The organism is Streptomyces sp. SID8374, assembly GCF_009865135.1.
Classification (GTDB): Bacteria; Actinomycetota; Actinomycetes; order Streptomycetales; family Streptomycetaceae; genus Streptomyces.
In genome coordinates, this window is the sequence record NZ_WWGH01000002.1 from 317,298 (window position 1) to 331,018 (window position 13,721).

The 13,721-nt window shown below is 73.6% G+C and carries 11 protein-coding genes; 3 read left to right on the forward strand and 8 right to left on the reverse strand.

What is annotated here, in order from left to right:
- Positions 1 to 235 precede the first annotated feature (235 nt).
- From GTY67_RS25045 to GTY67_RS25055, 3 genes are all read left to right on the forward strand, one after another.
- Positions 236 to 751: an ATP-binding protein gene (locus GTY67_RS25045; RefSeq protein WP_093692875.1), complete on the forward strand. Its 516-nt coding sequence runs from the start codon at positions 236 to 238 to the stop codon at positions 749 to 751.
- Between the two features lie 384 nt (positions 752 to 1,135).
- Positions 1,136 to 1,924, forward strand: a complete 789-nt coding sequence (locus tag GTY67_RS25050; RefSeq protein WP_161280368.1) for a polysaccharide deacetylase family protein — start codon at positions 1,136 to 1,138, stop codon at positions 1,922 to 1,924.
- Positions 1,925 to 2,105: 181 nt separating this feature from the next.
- Positions 2,106 to 3,266 carry a CopD family protein gene (locus GTY67_RS25055; protein WP_161280369.1) on the forward strand — a complete coding sequence of 387 codons (1,161 nt, stop codon included), beginning with the start codon at positions 2,106 to 2,108 and terminating at the stop codon, positions 3,264 to 3,266.
- Here the strand turns inward: GTY67_RS25055 and GTY67_RS25060 are convergent.
- The 8 genes from GTY67_RS25060 to GTY67_RS25095 form a co-directional block, all read right to left on the reverse strand.
- Positions 3,263 to 4,735 carry a carboxylesterase family protein gene (locus tag GTY67_RS25060; RefSeq protein WP_161280370.1) on the reverse strand — a complete coding sequence of 491 codons (1,473 nt, stop codon included), beginning with the start codon at positions 4,733 to 4,735 and terminating at the stop codon, positions 3,263 to 3,265. The genes GTY67_RS25055 and GTY67_RS25060 overlap by 4 nt on opposite strands.
- A gap of 60 nt (positions 4,736 to 4,795) precedes the next feature.
- Positions 4,796 to 7,123 carry a peptidoglycan recognition protein gene (locus tag GTY67_RS25065; RefSeq protein ID WP_161280371.1) on the reverse strand — a complete coding sequence of 776 codons (2,328 nt, stop codon included), beginning with the start codon at positions 7,121 to 7,123 and terminating at the stop codon, positions 4,796 to 4,798.
- A gap of 334 nt (positions 7,124 to 7,457) precedes the next feature.
- Positions 7,458 to 8,435: a terpene synthase family protein gene (locus GTY67_RS25070; RefSeq protein WP_161281593.1), complete on the reverse strand. Its 978-nt coding sequence runs from the start codon at positions 8,433 to 8,435 to the stop codon at positions 7,458 to 7,460.
- 449 nt (positions 8,436 to 8,884) lie between these two features.
- Entirely contained in the window at positions 8,885 to 9,631 is a 747-nt protein-coding gene (locus GTY67_RS35160) for a zinc ribbon domain-containing protein (RefSeq protein WP_161280372.1), read from the reverse strand.
- A 706-nt stretch (positions 9,632 to 10,337) separates the two neighbouring features.
- The gene (locus tag GTY67_RS25080) at positions 10,338 to 10,925 is read right to left on the reverse strand and encodes a phage tail protein (protein ID WP_093692479.1); all 588 of its coding nucleotides are present in this window, start codon (positions 10,923 to 10,925) and stop codon (positions 10,338 to 10,340) included.
- Positions 10,922 to 12,883, reverse strand: coding sequence for a putative baseplate assembly protein (locus GTY67_RS25085; protein WP_093692480.1), 1,962 nt, complete (start codon positions 12,881 to 12,883; stop codon positions 10,922 to 10,924). The genes GTY67_RS25080 and GTY67_RS25085 overlap by 4 nt, the downstream gene beginning before the upstream one ends.
- Positions 12,883 to 13,311, reverse strand: a complete 429-nt coding sequence (locus GTY67_RS25090) for a GPW/gp25 family protein (RefSeq protein WP_093692623.1) — start codon at positions 13,309 to 13,311, stop codon at positions 12,883 to 12,885. Before GTY67_RS25090 ends, GTY67_RS25085 begins: the two co-directional genes overlap by 1 nt.
- A 62-nt stretch (positions 13,312 to 13,373) precedes the next feature.
- The gene (locus GTY67_RS25095) at positions 13,374 to 13,691 is read right to left on the reverse strand and encodes a PAAR domain-containing protein (protein WP_093692481.1); all 318 of its coding nucleotides are present in this window, start codon (positions 13,689 to 13,691) and stop codon (positions 13,374 to 13,376) included.
- Positions 13,692 to 13,721 lie beyond the last annotated feature (30 nt).

The window sequence follows — 13,721 nt, forward strand, 5'->3', positions numbered from 1 at the left end:
GCACTTCTGACGCGGGTTCATCCCTCCGAGCGGATTATCCGGGCCTTAAGGCAACCTTAAGGCCCGGTGGTCCGCCCCTCGGGGCAATCCCGCCCGGGTGGTGCATCGCCGCAGCTCAACGAGGCTCCGAAAGGCCTCGTTCTGCCTCCGGCATATGCCAACCGCCCTCTACGGAATGGGGTGTTCCGGGGGGCGGATTCCCTCGGAACGGCCCCGGAGGGCGAATTCTGCGTCCATGATGGTGGGCATGGCGGGCCTGGAGGGTGTGGATCAGCCGCGACCGCGCAGCAGCGCGACCGCGGCACGCTGGACGTCGGGTATGGATGACGAACAGGCGTTCAAAGCGCTTGAGTTGTTCGGAAATCCGACCGAGAAGGAAGTCCTGCTGCCGTCGCGGCCGGAGTCCGCGGCGACCGCCCGCCGGCTCACCTCCTGTGTGGTGCTCCGGCAGTGGGCGCTCTCGCCGCAGACCGCCGAGTACGCGGTGCTCCTCGTCTCCGAGCTCGTCGGCAACGCGGTGCGCCACACCGGCGCCCGCGTCTTCGGGTTACGGATGGTGCGCCGCCGGGGCTGGATCCGGATCGAGGTGCGCGACCCCTCGCGCGGGCTGCCGTGTCTGATGCCGGTGCGCGAGATGGACATCAGCGGGCGGGGCCTCTTCCTCGTTGACAAGCTCTCCGACCGGTGGGGGGTGGATCTGCTGCCGCGCGGCAAGACCACCTGGTTCGAGATGCGGATCTCCGACCGCTGACACGTGCCGGACGCACAGAAGCCCCCGGTCGGCCGTGGTGCGGCGCTGCGGGGGCTTCTGTGGGAGGCCGTGAAATGTGGGGTGTGTTCACGGCCGCTGATGGCGACCTCGCCCGGGTCAATGGGGGTCGTGGCTCCGACTATGGCAGACGGGCGACCCCGGTGCCAAAGATGCATTCCGGGTGATTCTCGGGTGTAACGGGCATTTCGCGGCTGAATCACAGGTGGGCTCGGTCACTCGCCTGGCTTTCCATGCATTCTTATGGCGCCACCTGAATGATTCATAGATCATTCCGCCAATCGGTCAATCGTCATATTTCGCCCGTTCCGCCTCTACTGTGTCCCGGGGAATCCGGGGAATCCGTGGAACGCGAGGTGGACGGGCATGGAGGGACGCAGGGCGCCGATGCGCCGCCGCGATGCGCTGGGCGCCGGGGCCGGGATCTTCGCCGCCGCCCTGACGGCGGGGTGCGGGAGGGGCCCGGCGGGGGGAGCGGCCGTGGCCGGCGGGGCGCCCGCGCCCTCACCGTCGTACGCCCCCACCGCCGTGCGAGTCCCGCGCCGCTTCCCCGGGCAGCCCGTCCGGATCACCCACGGCCCCCGCGACCGGCCCCGCGTCGCCCTCACCTTCGAGGGCCGGGGCGACCCGGGCCTCGCAACCGCCGCGCTCGCCCGGATCGAACGGGCCGGCGCCCGGGTCACCGTCCTCGCCGTCGGCAGCTGGCTGGACGCGCACCCGTCCATGGCCCGCCGCATCCTCGACGGCGGCCACGAGATCGGCAACCACACCCAGAACCACCGCGACCTCGCCGCCCTCGACGAGCGCACGGCGTACGAGGAGATCACCGCCTGCGCCCGGCGGCTGCGCCGGCTCACCGGCTCCATCGGCACCTGGTTCCGCCCCTCGCCCGGCCCCGACGCCACCCCGCTCGTCCAGCACCTGGCCCGGCGGGCCGGGTACCCGCACGTCCTCTCGTACGACGTCGAGTCCCTGGACCACGCCGCCACCGGGGTGCCGGCCGTTCTGCGCAAGGTGACGGGCGAGCTGCGGCCCGGTTCCGTGGTGGGGCTGAGCCTCGCCCGGCCGGTCACCGTGGCCGCGCTGCCCCTGCTCCTCACCGAGATCGACCGGCGCGGCCTGCGCGCGGTGACGGCCACGGAGCTGCTGAGCTGATGTCACGGGGCCCTCGCGCCCCGGCCGCCCGGCCCGTCACCCGTACGGGCCGATAATCTGACCCCGGCATTCGGCGCCACGGAGGTGCGTCCTGGGCCTCGCGGGACAAGGCCGCCCTGGGCCGGCCGGGGGACCTGTGCCGTTTGCCGGGTGTTTGTCCACCGGAGAGGATCGGGACGTGATGTTCTCCGGACCTCCCGCCGATCCGGCCGCCCCGAAGCCACCGGCCGGCCCCGGTACGCCGTCGGCCGGTGCGCCTGACGACGCGCCGACCCTCGCGCTGTCCATCGGCGTACCGGCCGTCGCGGTGACGGCCGAGGTGGTGACGGCCGACGCGGTGCCCTCCGAGGAGCGGCCCGGCGACGAGCGGCCCTCCGACGAGCGGCCCGGCGCCGACGGTTCAGGCAGGCCGTTCCGGTTCCCCGTCACGGCCGCCCTGGCCGCCGCCGGGCTCCTGGCGCTCCTCATAGCCGTGTTCGGCCCCGGGCTCGCCGCGCGCGGCACCGGGGAGCTGCGGATACCCGGCGCGGGGCTCACCACCCTGCTCCGTACCGTCCTCTTCACCGCGCTCGCCGTCCACCTCGGCGAGCTGCTCGCCCCGCAGCTCATACGGCCCGTCCGAGGCCGCCCCCGTACCGCCGTGCGGAGCTGGTCCGGGTACGCCGCGCTCGCCGGGGCCGCCGCCGCTGCCGGGCAGATCGTCCAGCTCGCCGTCGTCAGCGGGCTCGGGATCACCGAGACGTACGCCACCCGGGACGGCGGGCTCCTCCTCCTCATCGCCAACGGGCTCGTCATCGCCGCCGGGTGCGCCGCGAGCAAGCGGCCCGCCCTCGCCCTCGCCCCGCTCGCCGTCGTCATCGGCGCGGAGGCCATCCGCGCCCACCCGGAGGCGTACAGCCCGGAGATCGGCGCCGCGCTCACCGTCGTCCACCTGACCGCAGCCTCGCTGTGGACCGGGGGGCTGCTGTACGTCCTGCGGACCATGTGGCTCTGGCGGGGGTCGCCCGTCGCCGCCCGTGCGCTGCTCGGCCGGTACGCGCGCCTGGCGATCTGGCTGTACGTGGCCCTCGCCGCCACCGGGACCGCCTCGACCCTGCGCAGGCTGCCGCTGGACGTGGTGTTCACCTCCGCCTACGGGCGCACCCTGCTGGTCAAGCTGGCGCTGATGGCGGTGGTCAGCGCGCTGGCGGTGGCGGCCCGGCGGCGGATGCTCCGGGACACCGACCCGGCCGTCGCCCACCGCCTCGCCCGCCGCGAACAGGCCGTGCTGGGCGCGGTCGTGGTCGTCTCGGCGATCCTCACCGTGGTCCCCGACCCGCACTGGATCTCGATGCGGCCTTAGGGCTGCTTCCGGTACGGCTCCCAGCCCCGCAACTCGTCGTCGCGCGGGGCGAGCACGAGGGCCGGGGCGCCGGGCCCGAAGAACCGCACCGGCCGGGACGCGTCCCAGGACGGCCACCCCGGGTCCCCCGTCGTCGCGAACTCCACCCACGCCCGGTGCATCGCGTCCGCCAGCTCCTGCGGGGCGTCCGGGCCGGTCAGGGCCACCGTGTCGGGGTGGGCGAGGGTGTCGAAGACGAAGCCCAGCTCCAGCGCGTGACAGGCACCGAGCCGCTGTACGGGGGAGGGCCAGCCGAACTCGTAGACGTACGTGGACCCCGGGGCACCGGCCCGCGCGTCGGCCAGCCGGTTGAGCGGGACCCGCAGCAGCAGGTCCGTCGCGAGGGCGCCGAGGAGTTCGCCGGGGGTGGCGTCGGGGCGGTTGGCCCGGTAGGTGCGGGCCGTCGCGTTCGGGACCTTGAACTTCAGCAGGGCCAGGCGCAGCTTCAGCCGGCTGATCCGTTCCGTCAGGCCGCCGGGGACGAACCAGAGCCGGTACTCCTCGGTGTTCGTCCCCATCAGCAGGTCGATCCCGGCCGCCGCGCCCGCGTGCAGCGCCTCGGCCGGGTCCCGGGTCAGCAGCTCGCCGTCCACCACGAGCTGGAAGGAGTTGCGGCCGGTCAGCGGGTTGCCGCCGCTCGTCACCTCGGTCTGCGCGGTCAGCAGCGCCTCGGTGTCCACGGCGGCCAGCGCGGCGGCCGTGGCGGGGACGCCGAGCCGTCCGGCGATCAGCTCGGTCGTCCCGCGCGCCGCCTCCGGGGTCAGGGCGGCGGGCGCCCCGCTCTGGAGCACCGCCCGCCGGAACAGCCCCGCCGCCCGGTCCGTGGCCAGCAGGGCGCCGATGCTCACCGCCCCCGCCGACTCCCCGGCCACCGTCACCCGGTCCGGGTCGCCGCCGAACCCCGCGATGTTGTCCCGCACCCACTCCAGCGCGGCCAGCTGGTCCAGCAGCCCCCGGTTGGCGGGCGCGTCCGGGAAGAGCCCGAAGCCCTCGACGCCCAGGCGGTAGTTGACGGAGACGAGCACCACCCCGTCCCGGGCGAACGCGGACCCGTCGTACACCGGCACCGCCGAGGAGCCGTGCAGCAGCGAACCGCCGTGGATCCAGACGAGTACGGGGAGCCCGGACGCCTCCGGCGGAAGCGCGGGCGTCCACACATTGAGGTTGAGCCACTCCTCGCCCGGCACCGAAGGGTCCGGCAGCAGCCGGTCCAGCGGTGGGGCGTAGGGCCGCTTGGGTGCCGTCGGCCCGAACGCGAGCGCGTCGCGCACGCCCTCCCACGGCTCCGGCGGCCCGGGCGCGCGGAACCTCCGCGCGCCCACCGGCGCAGCCGCGTACGGAATGCCGCGGAAGACCGCGACGCCCCGCTCCACCGCACCGCGCACGGTGCCCTGCACGGTCCTGGCCGTGGCCTCCACGATGTCGGACATGGTGCGTGCCAACCCCTCTCGCGGTGCGGTGGTCCAGCGGCCCACTTCAGGTGGGCCCGGCTACTTCAGATAGACCAGCCCGTCCGTGGTGAGGGCCGGGCGGCCCTTCGTACCGACCACCACGATCTTGACCGTGTGCTTGGCGCTGGTCGCCCAGGACCGCGTCCAGATCGCGTCCCGGTACTTGGTGGAGGCCGACTTCAGGTCCACCGTGGCCACCTTCTTGCCGTCGACATAGACGTATGCCTGCCCCGAAGTGGCCGCCCGCGACACCACCCAGGCGGCTGACCGGCCGGTGAACGTCCAGGTCAGGCCGGCGTCCTTGGTGCTGCTGGTGAGCGACTTGCCGCCCAGGTAGCTGGAGGAGGACTTCGACGTCCACTTCCCGGTCTTCTTGGCGGCGGTCTCCTGGAGGATGACCGGGGTGCCGGAGACCGAGGCGGCGGCCGTGTTGCCCGCGTGGTCGTACGCCGTCATCTTCCAGGCCGTCGCCGCGCCGGACTTCGCGGTGTGCGGGGCGGTGCCGACCGTCGGGCCGTACGTCCTGGCGAGGGGCGCGGTGAGCCGGACCTCCTTGAGGGCGGTGGCGTCGGTGGCCTTCCAGGTCAGGGTGAGCGGGACGGCGGCCGTGTCCACCGTGCCGGGGCGCAAGGTGAGGGCCGGCTTGGTGGTGAAGGCGGGGGCCGTCCGGTCGGCGATGACCGTGGCCGCCGCCGAGGTGGTGACCTTGCCCGACTGGTGGGTGGCCCGCACCTGCACGGAGTGCTTGCCGGCCGCGAGGGTGGCCGGGGCCGAGGTGACGTTGCCGGCGACGGTGGCCACCGGCTTGCCGCCGACGAGGAGCTCGTACTGCTTGACGAAGGCGGCGGGGGTGGCCGACTTCCAGCTGACGGTGATCGCCGACTTGGTGTGGTACGTGGCGCCGGAGGCGTTGGCTCCGGTCACCGAGGTGATGGCGAGGCCGGTGACGGTGTCGGTGACCAGGGCGCCGGCCAGCGAGCGGATCGCGGGGAGCTGGTTGTAGAGGCTGGTACCGGGGCACTCGGTGGCGAACCCGTCCCGGTGGCCGGAGATCTGCTGGAAGGGGTACTGCTTCCCGGCGGTGAACTGCTTGCGGTCCAGGCTGCTGCCGTCCGCCCCGGCGGTCAGCTGGACCGTGCCCGTGGGGTTGCCCTGGTACTGGCCGAGCTTCCAGGCGGCGAGGCGGGCGACCGCGTCGGTCGCGGCGCCGGAGGCCGGGGTCTGCGTGTGCATGCCCATCACGGCGATCCCGGCGGTGTCCCGGTTGAAGCCGTAGGTGTGCGCGCCCAGGACGGCCCGGTCCACCCCGCCCTTGCGGCCCTCGAAGATCGTGCCGCACTTGTCGACCACGAAGTTGTAGCCGATGTCCTTCCACTTGTTCGACTGCACGTGGTACGTGTGCAGCGCGCGCACCATGGCCGGGGAGTCGGCGCACGCGTAGTCGTTGGTCTGCGTGGTGTGGTGGACGAAGACCGCCTTGACCGAGGGCAGGTAGTCCGGCGCCTCGCTGTTGAGCGACTCGTCGGCCTTCCAGGCGGCCCGCGAGACGATCGTCGGCTGCGGGGCCGTGGACGGCGGTGCGGGCGGCAGCGGCGGGGTCGAGGAGGCGCTCGGTGTCGGCGTCGGGGTCGGTTTCGGCGAGGTGGACGGCTGCGGGGGCGCGGTGGTCGGGCTCGGCGTGGGGATCGGGGGCGCCGGGGTGGGCGACTGGGTGGTCGGGGTGGGGGCCGGTGGCTCGGGGGACGGCTCCGCCGGGGGCTCCGGGGAGGACGGCTCGGCGGACGGCGTCGGCTCGTCGGACGGGTCCTCGGCGGCGAACGCGGCGGGTTCCGCGGCGAACGCGGCCGGTTCGGCGGAGAGCGGGGTGGTGCTGCCGCCCGGGTCGACGGTGTCCAGCCGCAGCCCCGCGGGCAGCCCGGCCTTGGCACCGTCCGCGGTGCTGACCCGGACCTCGACGCCGTTCGACGGGCCGACCCAGCGCGGTTCGGTGGTGCCCCGGACGCCGGGCCGGCCGGCCTCGGTGCGCCCGTCGATCTCGGTGTCCAGGGGCAGCCAGCCGGTCCACCTGCCGGTGGCGGCCGAGCGGGTGCGGGCCTCGACCCGGCCGGTCACCTGGGCGGCGGGGTCGGTCCAGGTGACGCCGAGCAGACTGAACCGCTCGGTGGAGCGCTGCGTGAGGGAGGCGGCGGTGCCGTCCTCGGAGGTCTTGAGCGGGGTCCGGTACACATCCGCCTCCGCGGGAGCGGACTTGGCGTCCGCGTCACCGGCGGGGGTGGAGCTGCCCGTGACGCCCTGGAACACCAGGACGCCCGTCACGGCCGCGGTCGCGACGGCAGCCGTGGTCCATATTCTTCGCTGTGATCTCACGTGTGATTTCCCCGGGGGCTCTGGTGGAAGACATGGCATTCCGACCGGTCAGGCGCTGACCGGGGGCACGACGATGCGGTCGGCCCGGCCGGTGGGGCGACCCGGGACATGCTTGCGCGGGACAGTCTTCCATGCGATCGCTCACGACCGGGCCTGTTTCTTTCCGGATCGGTCGCGATGTGATCCGATCGTCCTTGTCGGAGGATCGGCCTTCGGGGGATCGTCCTTCTCGGGGGATGAGGGATCGGCCCCAGGGCCTGGAACGCTTCCGCCCTCCAGGCCCCTGGCCTCTGTTGCGGGTGCCGTGGGGTGCTGCGGGTGCCGCAGGCCGCTCTCAGGCGGCGAAATACCGGGACATCGAATTGCGGGCGTCCAGCTCCACCAGATCCGGCCGCGTGTACCGCTCGGCGCGTGCGTGATAGTCGAAGTCGCCCCGCACGAGCCCCCGGTAGTCCTGTACGCAGCGTTCGAGAGCGGCCTTGGTCGAGGCGCTGATGCCCGCCGCCTCGATTTCCTCGATCAGCTCCTTTTCGGCCCGCATCACGCGCTCGGCAATACGTGCCAGTTGAATTCCGGCCTCGTCGACGGCCTCCTGGAGCGTGGAGCCGCGGTCGCGCTGAATGAGCCGTACCGCATTGTGCTCATAGCCGAGAGCGGCCTCTTTCTCGAACGAGCAGATGTCGTTGCAGAGACCGGAATGATCGGTCACCGCGTTCCGCAGGGCGATGTACGCGGGCAGGCTGCGGGCGGAATCCGGCAGATCGATTCCGGCGATGATCTCATGCAGATCCAGGAACGGCTGCATGGCCACCGAGTCCCGGCGGTGCTTGGCGAAGTCCGCCCGGCTCGGCACCTGCCCGGCCGCCCGCTCCACCGCCTCGGCGTAGTAGGTCCAGAGCCAGGCCGCCGTGTCCCGCCGGAACTGGCGGTTCCACTGCGGGGACCGGTCGTGGCAGGTCCGGTCGCGCAGCCCGGCGAGCGCCTGCTCCATCGGCCCGCGCGGCGCCGCCCCGTCGAACACGTCGACCAGGCGGGTGATCGCGGCCTCGCACATCAGGGGGTCGCGCCCGGCCGGGCCGTCGTCGAACTCGTCGTCCACCAGGAAGGCCCAGAACAGCCATTGGCAGAAGAGGTCCAGATGGTCCTGCGACGCTTTCGGGAAGATGAGGGAGATCCAGAGTTCCGGCCGTGTGCGGATCATCTTCCTGCGGGCCGGAACGGAGAGAATCAGTCCCTCCGTTTCCGCCCATTCCCAGGCGGCTTCCCTGGTTTTCTCCAGACCCGGATTGCACCCTGCGCTGGCGAACGGCATGTGAAACGCCGGTAACGTTATCTGGCTCATTGCTGCCCCTCGTCGAATGAGTACGGACGGGCGATGCGCACCGCGCATTCCCGGTGATCGCGCATGGGCGCCGGCCCGGTCGGAACCGGCCGCCGGGCATTCGCCCGTCCGGGCCCCGGAGGGAACGTGCGAGGTGAGGCGGTCATCGGTGTCCTCTCTCCTCCACCGGGGGCCAGGTCGTGGCAGCAGGGTCGGCGGGCCGACGAGGGTGAACGCGTCACCATGCGTGAGGCCCAGTCAACCGCTAGTTGAGCGTTGAGGGAAGTCGGCCGTGACCGAAAGTGGGTGACCCCTGCAAATCTTGGGATCGCTTATGGGGGTGGAGTGCACTTCCGGGACTGGACGGGTTGCGGGTTCTGAACGGGACCACCCGGACGACCCGGACGAAAGACAGGTGTCCGGTGTCAGGCGTCCGGCGTTCAGGTGCGCTTGAAGAACTCGATCTCCCCGAGTGCGATCGGGCGGCCCCGGCGCTGGCCCGCCGCCTCCCGCAGGACGAGCTGGACGGAGACGACATCGCTGATGCCGGTCCGTACCGTCTGCTCGCCCGGCTTGTCGTTGAGCGTCAGCTCCTTCTTGTGGACCGTGCCGTCCTCCGTGGTGACGATCAGATCCGCCCGGACCGGCCGCGGCTCCTGCCGGAACTCCTCGGGCTCCGTGGACGCCCCGGTGTGCAGGACCACCCCGACCAGCCGGAACGGCGTACCGAAGGTGCACGTCAGCGAGGCGCCCAGGGCGGGTGCGCCCCAGTATTTGTTGGTCAGGCCGTCGACGGCCGCGCCTGCCGGATGACCGGGGGCGGCACCGCTCGCACTCACCCCGGAGGGGCTGATCTCCGCCGTGTCGCCGAGCTTGTCCCGTACGTCCTCGAAGAGCACGCGCCCGGCCGGCAGGAACAGGAAGCCCACGAAGAGCAGCCCGACGACCGCCAGGATCAGCAGGACGCGCCGCAGCGCCCGGCCCGACCGGACCCGCACCCGGCGGCGGAACGGCCACACCGTGCGCCACCACGGCAGGGGCGCGGACCCCTCCCTGGCCTGTAGAGGCGTCGCGCAGCGGCGGCAGAACCGGCGCCCGGGGAGGTTCGGGGTACCGCAGGACGGGCACGGCGGCCCGTCCGGCGCCTCGTCCTCCTCCACCGGCCGCACGACGGGCCGCCGCGCCACGGGCTTCGCGGGCTGGACTGCCCCGACGGGCGCCTCGGCCGGGGGCTCCGCCCGGGACGGCGTGGCGGGCGGAGCGGGGCGTACGGGGGCGGGCTGCGGGGGGAGTTGGGGGCGTACGGGCGGGGGAGCGGGAGCCGGAGCGGGGGTGGGTCGCGGTGGCTGTTGCGGTGCTACGGGGGTGGGCCGGGCAGCCGTCGGCGCGGTGCGCGGCCGGGGCGGGCGTGGGGGTGTCGCGGGGGGCGCCGGGTCCGCCGCCGGGCGCGGGGGCGTGATGGGCGGGGTGGGGGGTGCGGCCGGTGCGGAGGGGGTGGCGGGCGCGGTGGTCGGGGGTGCCGGTGCCTCCGGGGCTGTTGAAGCCGTGGGTGCCGTCGGTTCTGCTGAAGCCGTCGGTGGTGCCGGTTCCGTGGACGGAGCGGGTACGGGGTCCGGTGCCGCACGGCGCTCGCGTACGGGCTCCGGCGCAGGCTCGGGCTCCGGGGCCGACCGCCGTTCCGGCTCCGGCTCCGGTCCCGGTTCGGGCGCGGGCGTACGCTCCGGCTCCCGCGCACGTTCGGGCGCCGGTTCCGGTTCCGGAAAGGGCTCCGGCTCCCGCGTCGCCGAAGCGCGTCGAGGCTCCGTCGACCACCCCAGGTACGACCCGCAGTTGCCGCAGAAGTCGTCGTCCTCGCGGTTCGCCGTACCGCACGCCGGACACGAGCGCATCGCGTCAGCCTTCCGTTTCTACGGTCGTCCCGGGCGCCTGCTCGGGCGGGCCCGGCAGGATCTCCACCCGGCAGGTGAGGTGGACGGGGCACGAGGCCGTGACGACGTCCAGGACCCGGTTCTCGTCCACCGTGACCCCGGGGGCCACCGGCCAGACCCGTACGAGCAGTTCACCGGTCGGGGCCGGAGGCAGCTCCGTACCGGACTCGGACGACCATGCCACGCCTCCGCCGTCCCGTACATCGGCGTGCACGCCGAAGCAGAGGCGGAGGTGTTCGACCAGGCCGCGCCGGGTGGAGCGCCACCGGTGCAGCTCCACCGCGCGGGCCACCACGGCCCGTTGCAGCTCCGGCGGCCAGGCCGGGTCGATGCCCGCGCCCACCCAGGTCGCCAGCCACGGCAGGAAGTCGGCCGGGGCCAGGGCCGGGTCGAAATAGGCGGGCAGGTTGTCCAGGGTGGACAGGACCGGCGCCAGGACCGTGTCGAGGCCCGCCGTGAAGCGCTGGGCCAGGTCGTCGTCGGCGTACAGGGCGGGCAGCAGCTCGCCGATCGGGTAGCGGCTGGGCAGCCCGGGGACGGCGGCCCGGCTCATACGCCCTCACCCGGCCCGCTCGCCGTGACGATCACCTGGTGCTGGTGGGAGAAGACCAGCGCGCCCGGAGCCACGTCGATCCGGTCCACCGCGCCGCCGCGCCGCCCGGAGATCGGGTCGGCCGGGAAGAGCCGGACGTCCTCGACCAGCCCGGCGCCCCGCACCCCTTGGAGCACGGCGAACACCTCCCCGTACTGCACCGGTCGCCCGAACGGCCACCCCGCACCGTCCGCACCGCCCCGCAGCGGGTCGATGTGGCGGAACAGGGCCTCCAGCGCCTCCGCGCGCACCCGGTCCACGTCGGCCGGTGCCGCGACCAGCCGGGCGACCACGGTGACGCCCTGGTAGGCGGGCGGCTCCACGACGAGCCGGGTGCCCACCAGACGGCGTTCGTCCAGGCGTTCCGCCACCGCCGCCAACACCTGGTCGGAGGGGATCAGCTGCTCGAACCGCAGGTGGCCGCCCTCGTCGGGGACCGCGTCCGGCACCACCAGGACCCGTACCGCACCGGCCTCGCCCGGGACGGCCGGCAGACACCGGACCCGGCGCAGGGAGGGGGCCGCCTCGTGGGCGATGACCTCGTAGTCCCGTGCGGTGACGGCCCGTTCCTGCACGCGCAGGATGTTGGGCGCGCGCACCTTGGCGTTCTCGACGGTCTCCCCGTCCACGCCGCCGGCCGCCGCCTCCCGGTTGTCGACGCCCGCGACGTACGGGACCGAGCTGCGCAGTACGGAGATCGCACCCCGCGCCACGTTCCCGGCCGACCCGCCGCCCGTGCGGTAGCGGGGGACGCGGAGCTGGGCGCCCTTCTCCGGGACCGCGCCGTACGCGCGCATCGTGCCGTCCGGCTCCCGCACCTCCGGCGGGAACGCGAACTCCCCGGAGACCGCGTCGATCCGGACGTGCCGGTCACCGGGCGAGGAGGCGCCGAAGTGCTCCACGGGCGTCCAGACCTGCCAGCCCTCGGCGGTCGACACCTGGACCACCGGCGGCTCCCCGTCCATCAGCAGCGGCACCCGGCTCACCGAGAACCGCTGCCCGGCGACGCCCTCCGACTCCCCGAGGGGCACGTCGACGACGGTCTCCGCGTGTTCGACGGCGGCCGTGCCGCCCACCGTGAAGACCTCGGCCTCCCGGATCGTCGGCGACTCGGAGTAGAACGGCTGGCCCGGCTCGGGCGGCGTCACCCGGCAGCGCAGCCACCCCGCCCGCGTACCGGCGACGACGGACGCGGTGTGCCCGGCCGGGACGAACACGATGACCTCGCCGGGCCGGTTGAGCCCGCCGGTGGTGTCGTCACCCGTCGCGCACTCCACCCAGCGCGCCCCGTCCCACGCCTCCCAGACGAGCGGAGGCTGACGCGGGTCGACACCCACGCCCTCCACCCGGCTGTCCAGGCGTACGGCGACGATGCAGCGCGGTACGGCGGTGGGCAGCCCGAACAGCATCGCGTCCCCCGGCTCCGGGCGCGGCGAGAAGCACGGGATGTCCTTGCCCGCGCCCAGCGGCCCGGTGCGGTCGGTCTGGTCGCCGGTCTTCGGCGCGGTCACCAGCCGGACCAGCTCGCTCGGCACGATCGGCAGGTCCTCGGAGGTGGTGAACACCACCGGCTCCTCGGCCTCGCCCCGCGCGGTCGCCACCTCCGTACCGGCGGACAGGTGCACGGTCTCCGGCTGCGGCGCGGAGAGCCAGAAGTCGACCTCGGCGCGGGCCACGGTCGGCGGGAACAGGGTCACGCCGAGCAGGTCGAGGAAGGCCGCGTAGTTCTTGTCGGGCACCCGGTTCAGCCGGTACAGCAGCTGGTCGACCATGTACGCGAACGTCTCGATCAGCGTGACCCCGGGGTCCGACACATTGTGGTCGGTCCACTCGGGGGAGCGCTGCTGGACGTACCGCTTGGCCTCGTCGACGAGCTGCTGGAAGCGCCGGTCGTCCAGGTTGGGGGAGGGCAGGACCATCAGCGCACACCTGCTTCCGAGGAGCCCTCTTCGGACGGGATCGTGTAGAACGGGAAGACCAGGTTGCGCAGGTCGTTGGTGGCCCGCACGGTGTAGCGCACGTCGATGTAGAGCGTGCCCTCCTCGATCGCGTCGAACGCGATCACCACGTCCGTCACCTCGATGCGCGGCTCCCAGCGCTCCAGGGACGTACGGACCTCCTGGGCGATCCGCCCGGCCGTCGCGCCGTCACCGGGCGCGAAGACGTAGTCGTGGATGCCGCAGCCGAACTCGGGCCGCATCGGCCGCTCACCCGGTGCCGTACCGAGGATCAGCCCGATGGCCTCCTCGATCTCCTTGTCCCGCTCCACCAGGGCGATCCCGCCCGTCGCACCGGTCCGCAGCGGGAAGCCCCAGCCGCGCCCGATGAAGCCGCTGCCGCGCGCGATGTATCCGCCGCCGTTTCCGGTCCCGGTGTATCCACCGCCGTTTCCGGTGTATCCGTCGCCGCTCACATCGGGCCCCCGATCAGGACGTTCGGCGCGCCGCTGATGATCGGCGCGCCGCAGGTGGTCTTGTCTCCCATGCGGGCGGCGGGCAGTCCGCCGATCAGCACCGGGCCGCCGACGGCCACGGCCGGGTTGGGCATGATCACGTTGCCCGGCCCGAGCGCCGCGTGCGGGGGGACCACGCACACGTGCAGGCTCCCGGTGACGGCCGCGGGCCGGCCGCCGATCAGCACGGTGGCCACGGTCACCGCGCCCGGGGGCGGGGTGCCGATGACGCCGCCGTGGGCGGTGCTGTCGCCCGAGCGGGCTGCGGGGGGCATGGCCGGGGTTCTCCTTGCTGTGAAAGGTGA

Bases quoted from the DNA above. Each gene is read 5' to 3' on its own strand.
- GTY67_RS25045 (WP_093692875.1), top strand. From the start codon at position 236: ATGATGGTGGGCATGGCGGGCCTGGAGGGTGTGGATCAGCCGCGACCG.
- GTY67_RS25050 (WP_161280368.1), top strand. From the start codon at position 1,136: ATGGAGGGACGCAGGGCGCCGATGCGCCGCCGCGATGCGCTGGGCGCC.
- GTY67_RS25055 (WP_161280369.1), top strand. From the start codon at position 2,106: ATGTTCTCCGGACCTCCCGCCGATCCGGCCGCCCCGAAGCCACCGGCC.
- GTY67_RS25060 (WP_161280370.1), bottom strand. From the start codon at position 4,735: ATGTCCGACATCGTGGAGGCCACGGCCAGGACCGTGCAGGGCACCGTG.
- GTY67_RS25070 (WP_161281593.1), bottom strand. From the start codon at position 8,435: ATGCCGTTCGCCAGCGCAGGGTGCAATCCGGGTCTGGAGAAAACCAGG.
- GTY67_RS25080 (WP_093692479.1), bottom strand. From the start codon at position 10,925: ATGAGCCGGGCCGCCGTCCCCGGGCTGCCCAGCCGCTACCCGATCGGC.
- GTY67_RS25085 (WP_093692480.1), bottom strand. From the start codon at position 12,883: ATGGTCCTGCCCTCCCCCAACCTGGACGACCGGCGCTTCCAGCAGCTC.
- GTY67_RS25095 (WP_093692481.1), bottom strand. From the start codon at position 13,691: ATGCCCCCCGCAGCCCGCTCGGGCGACAGCACCGCCCACGGCGGCGTC.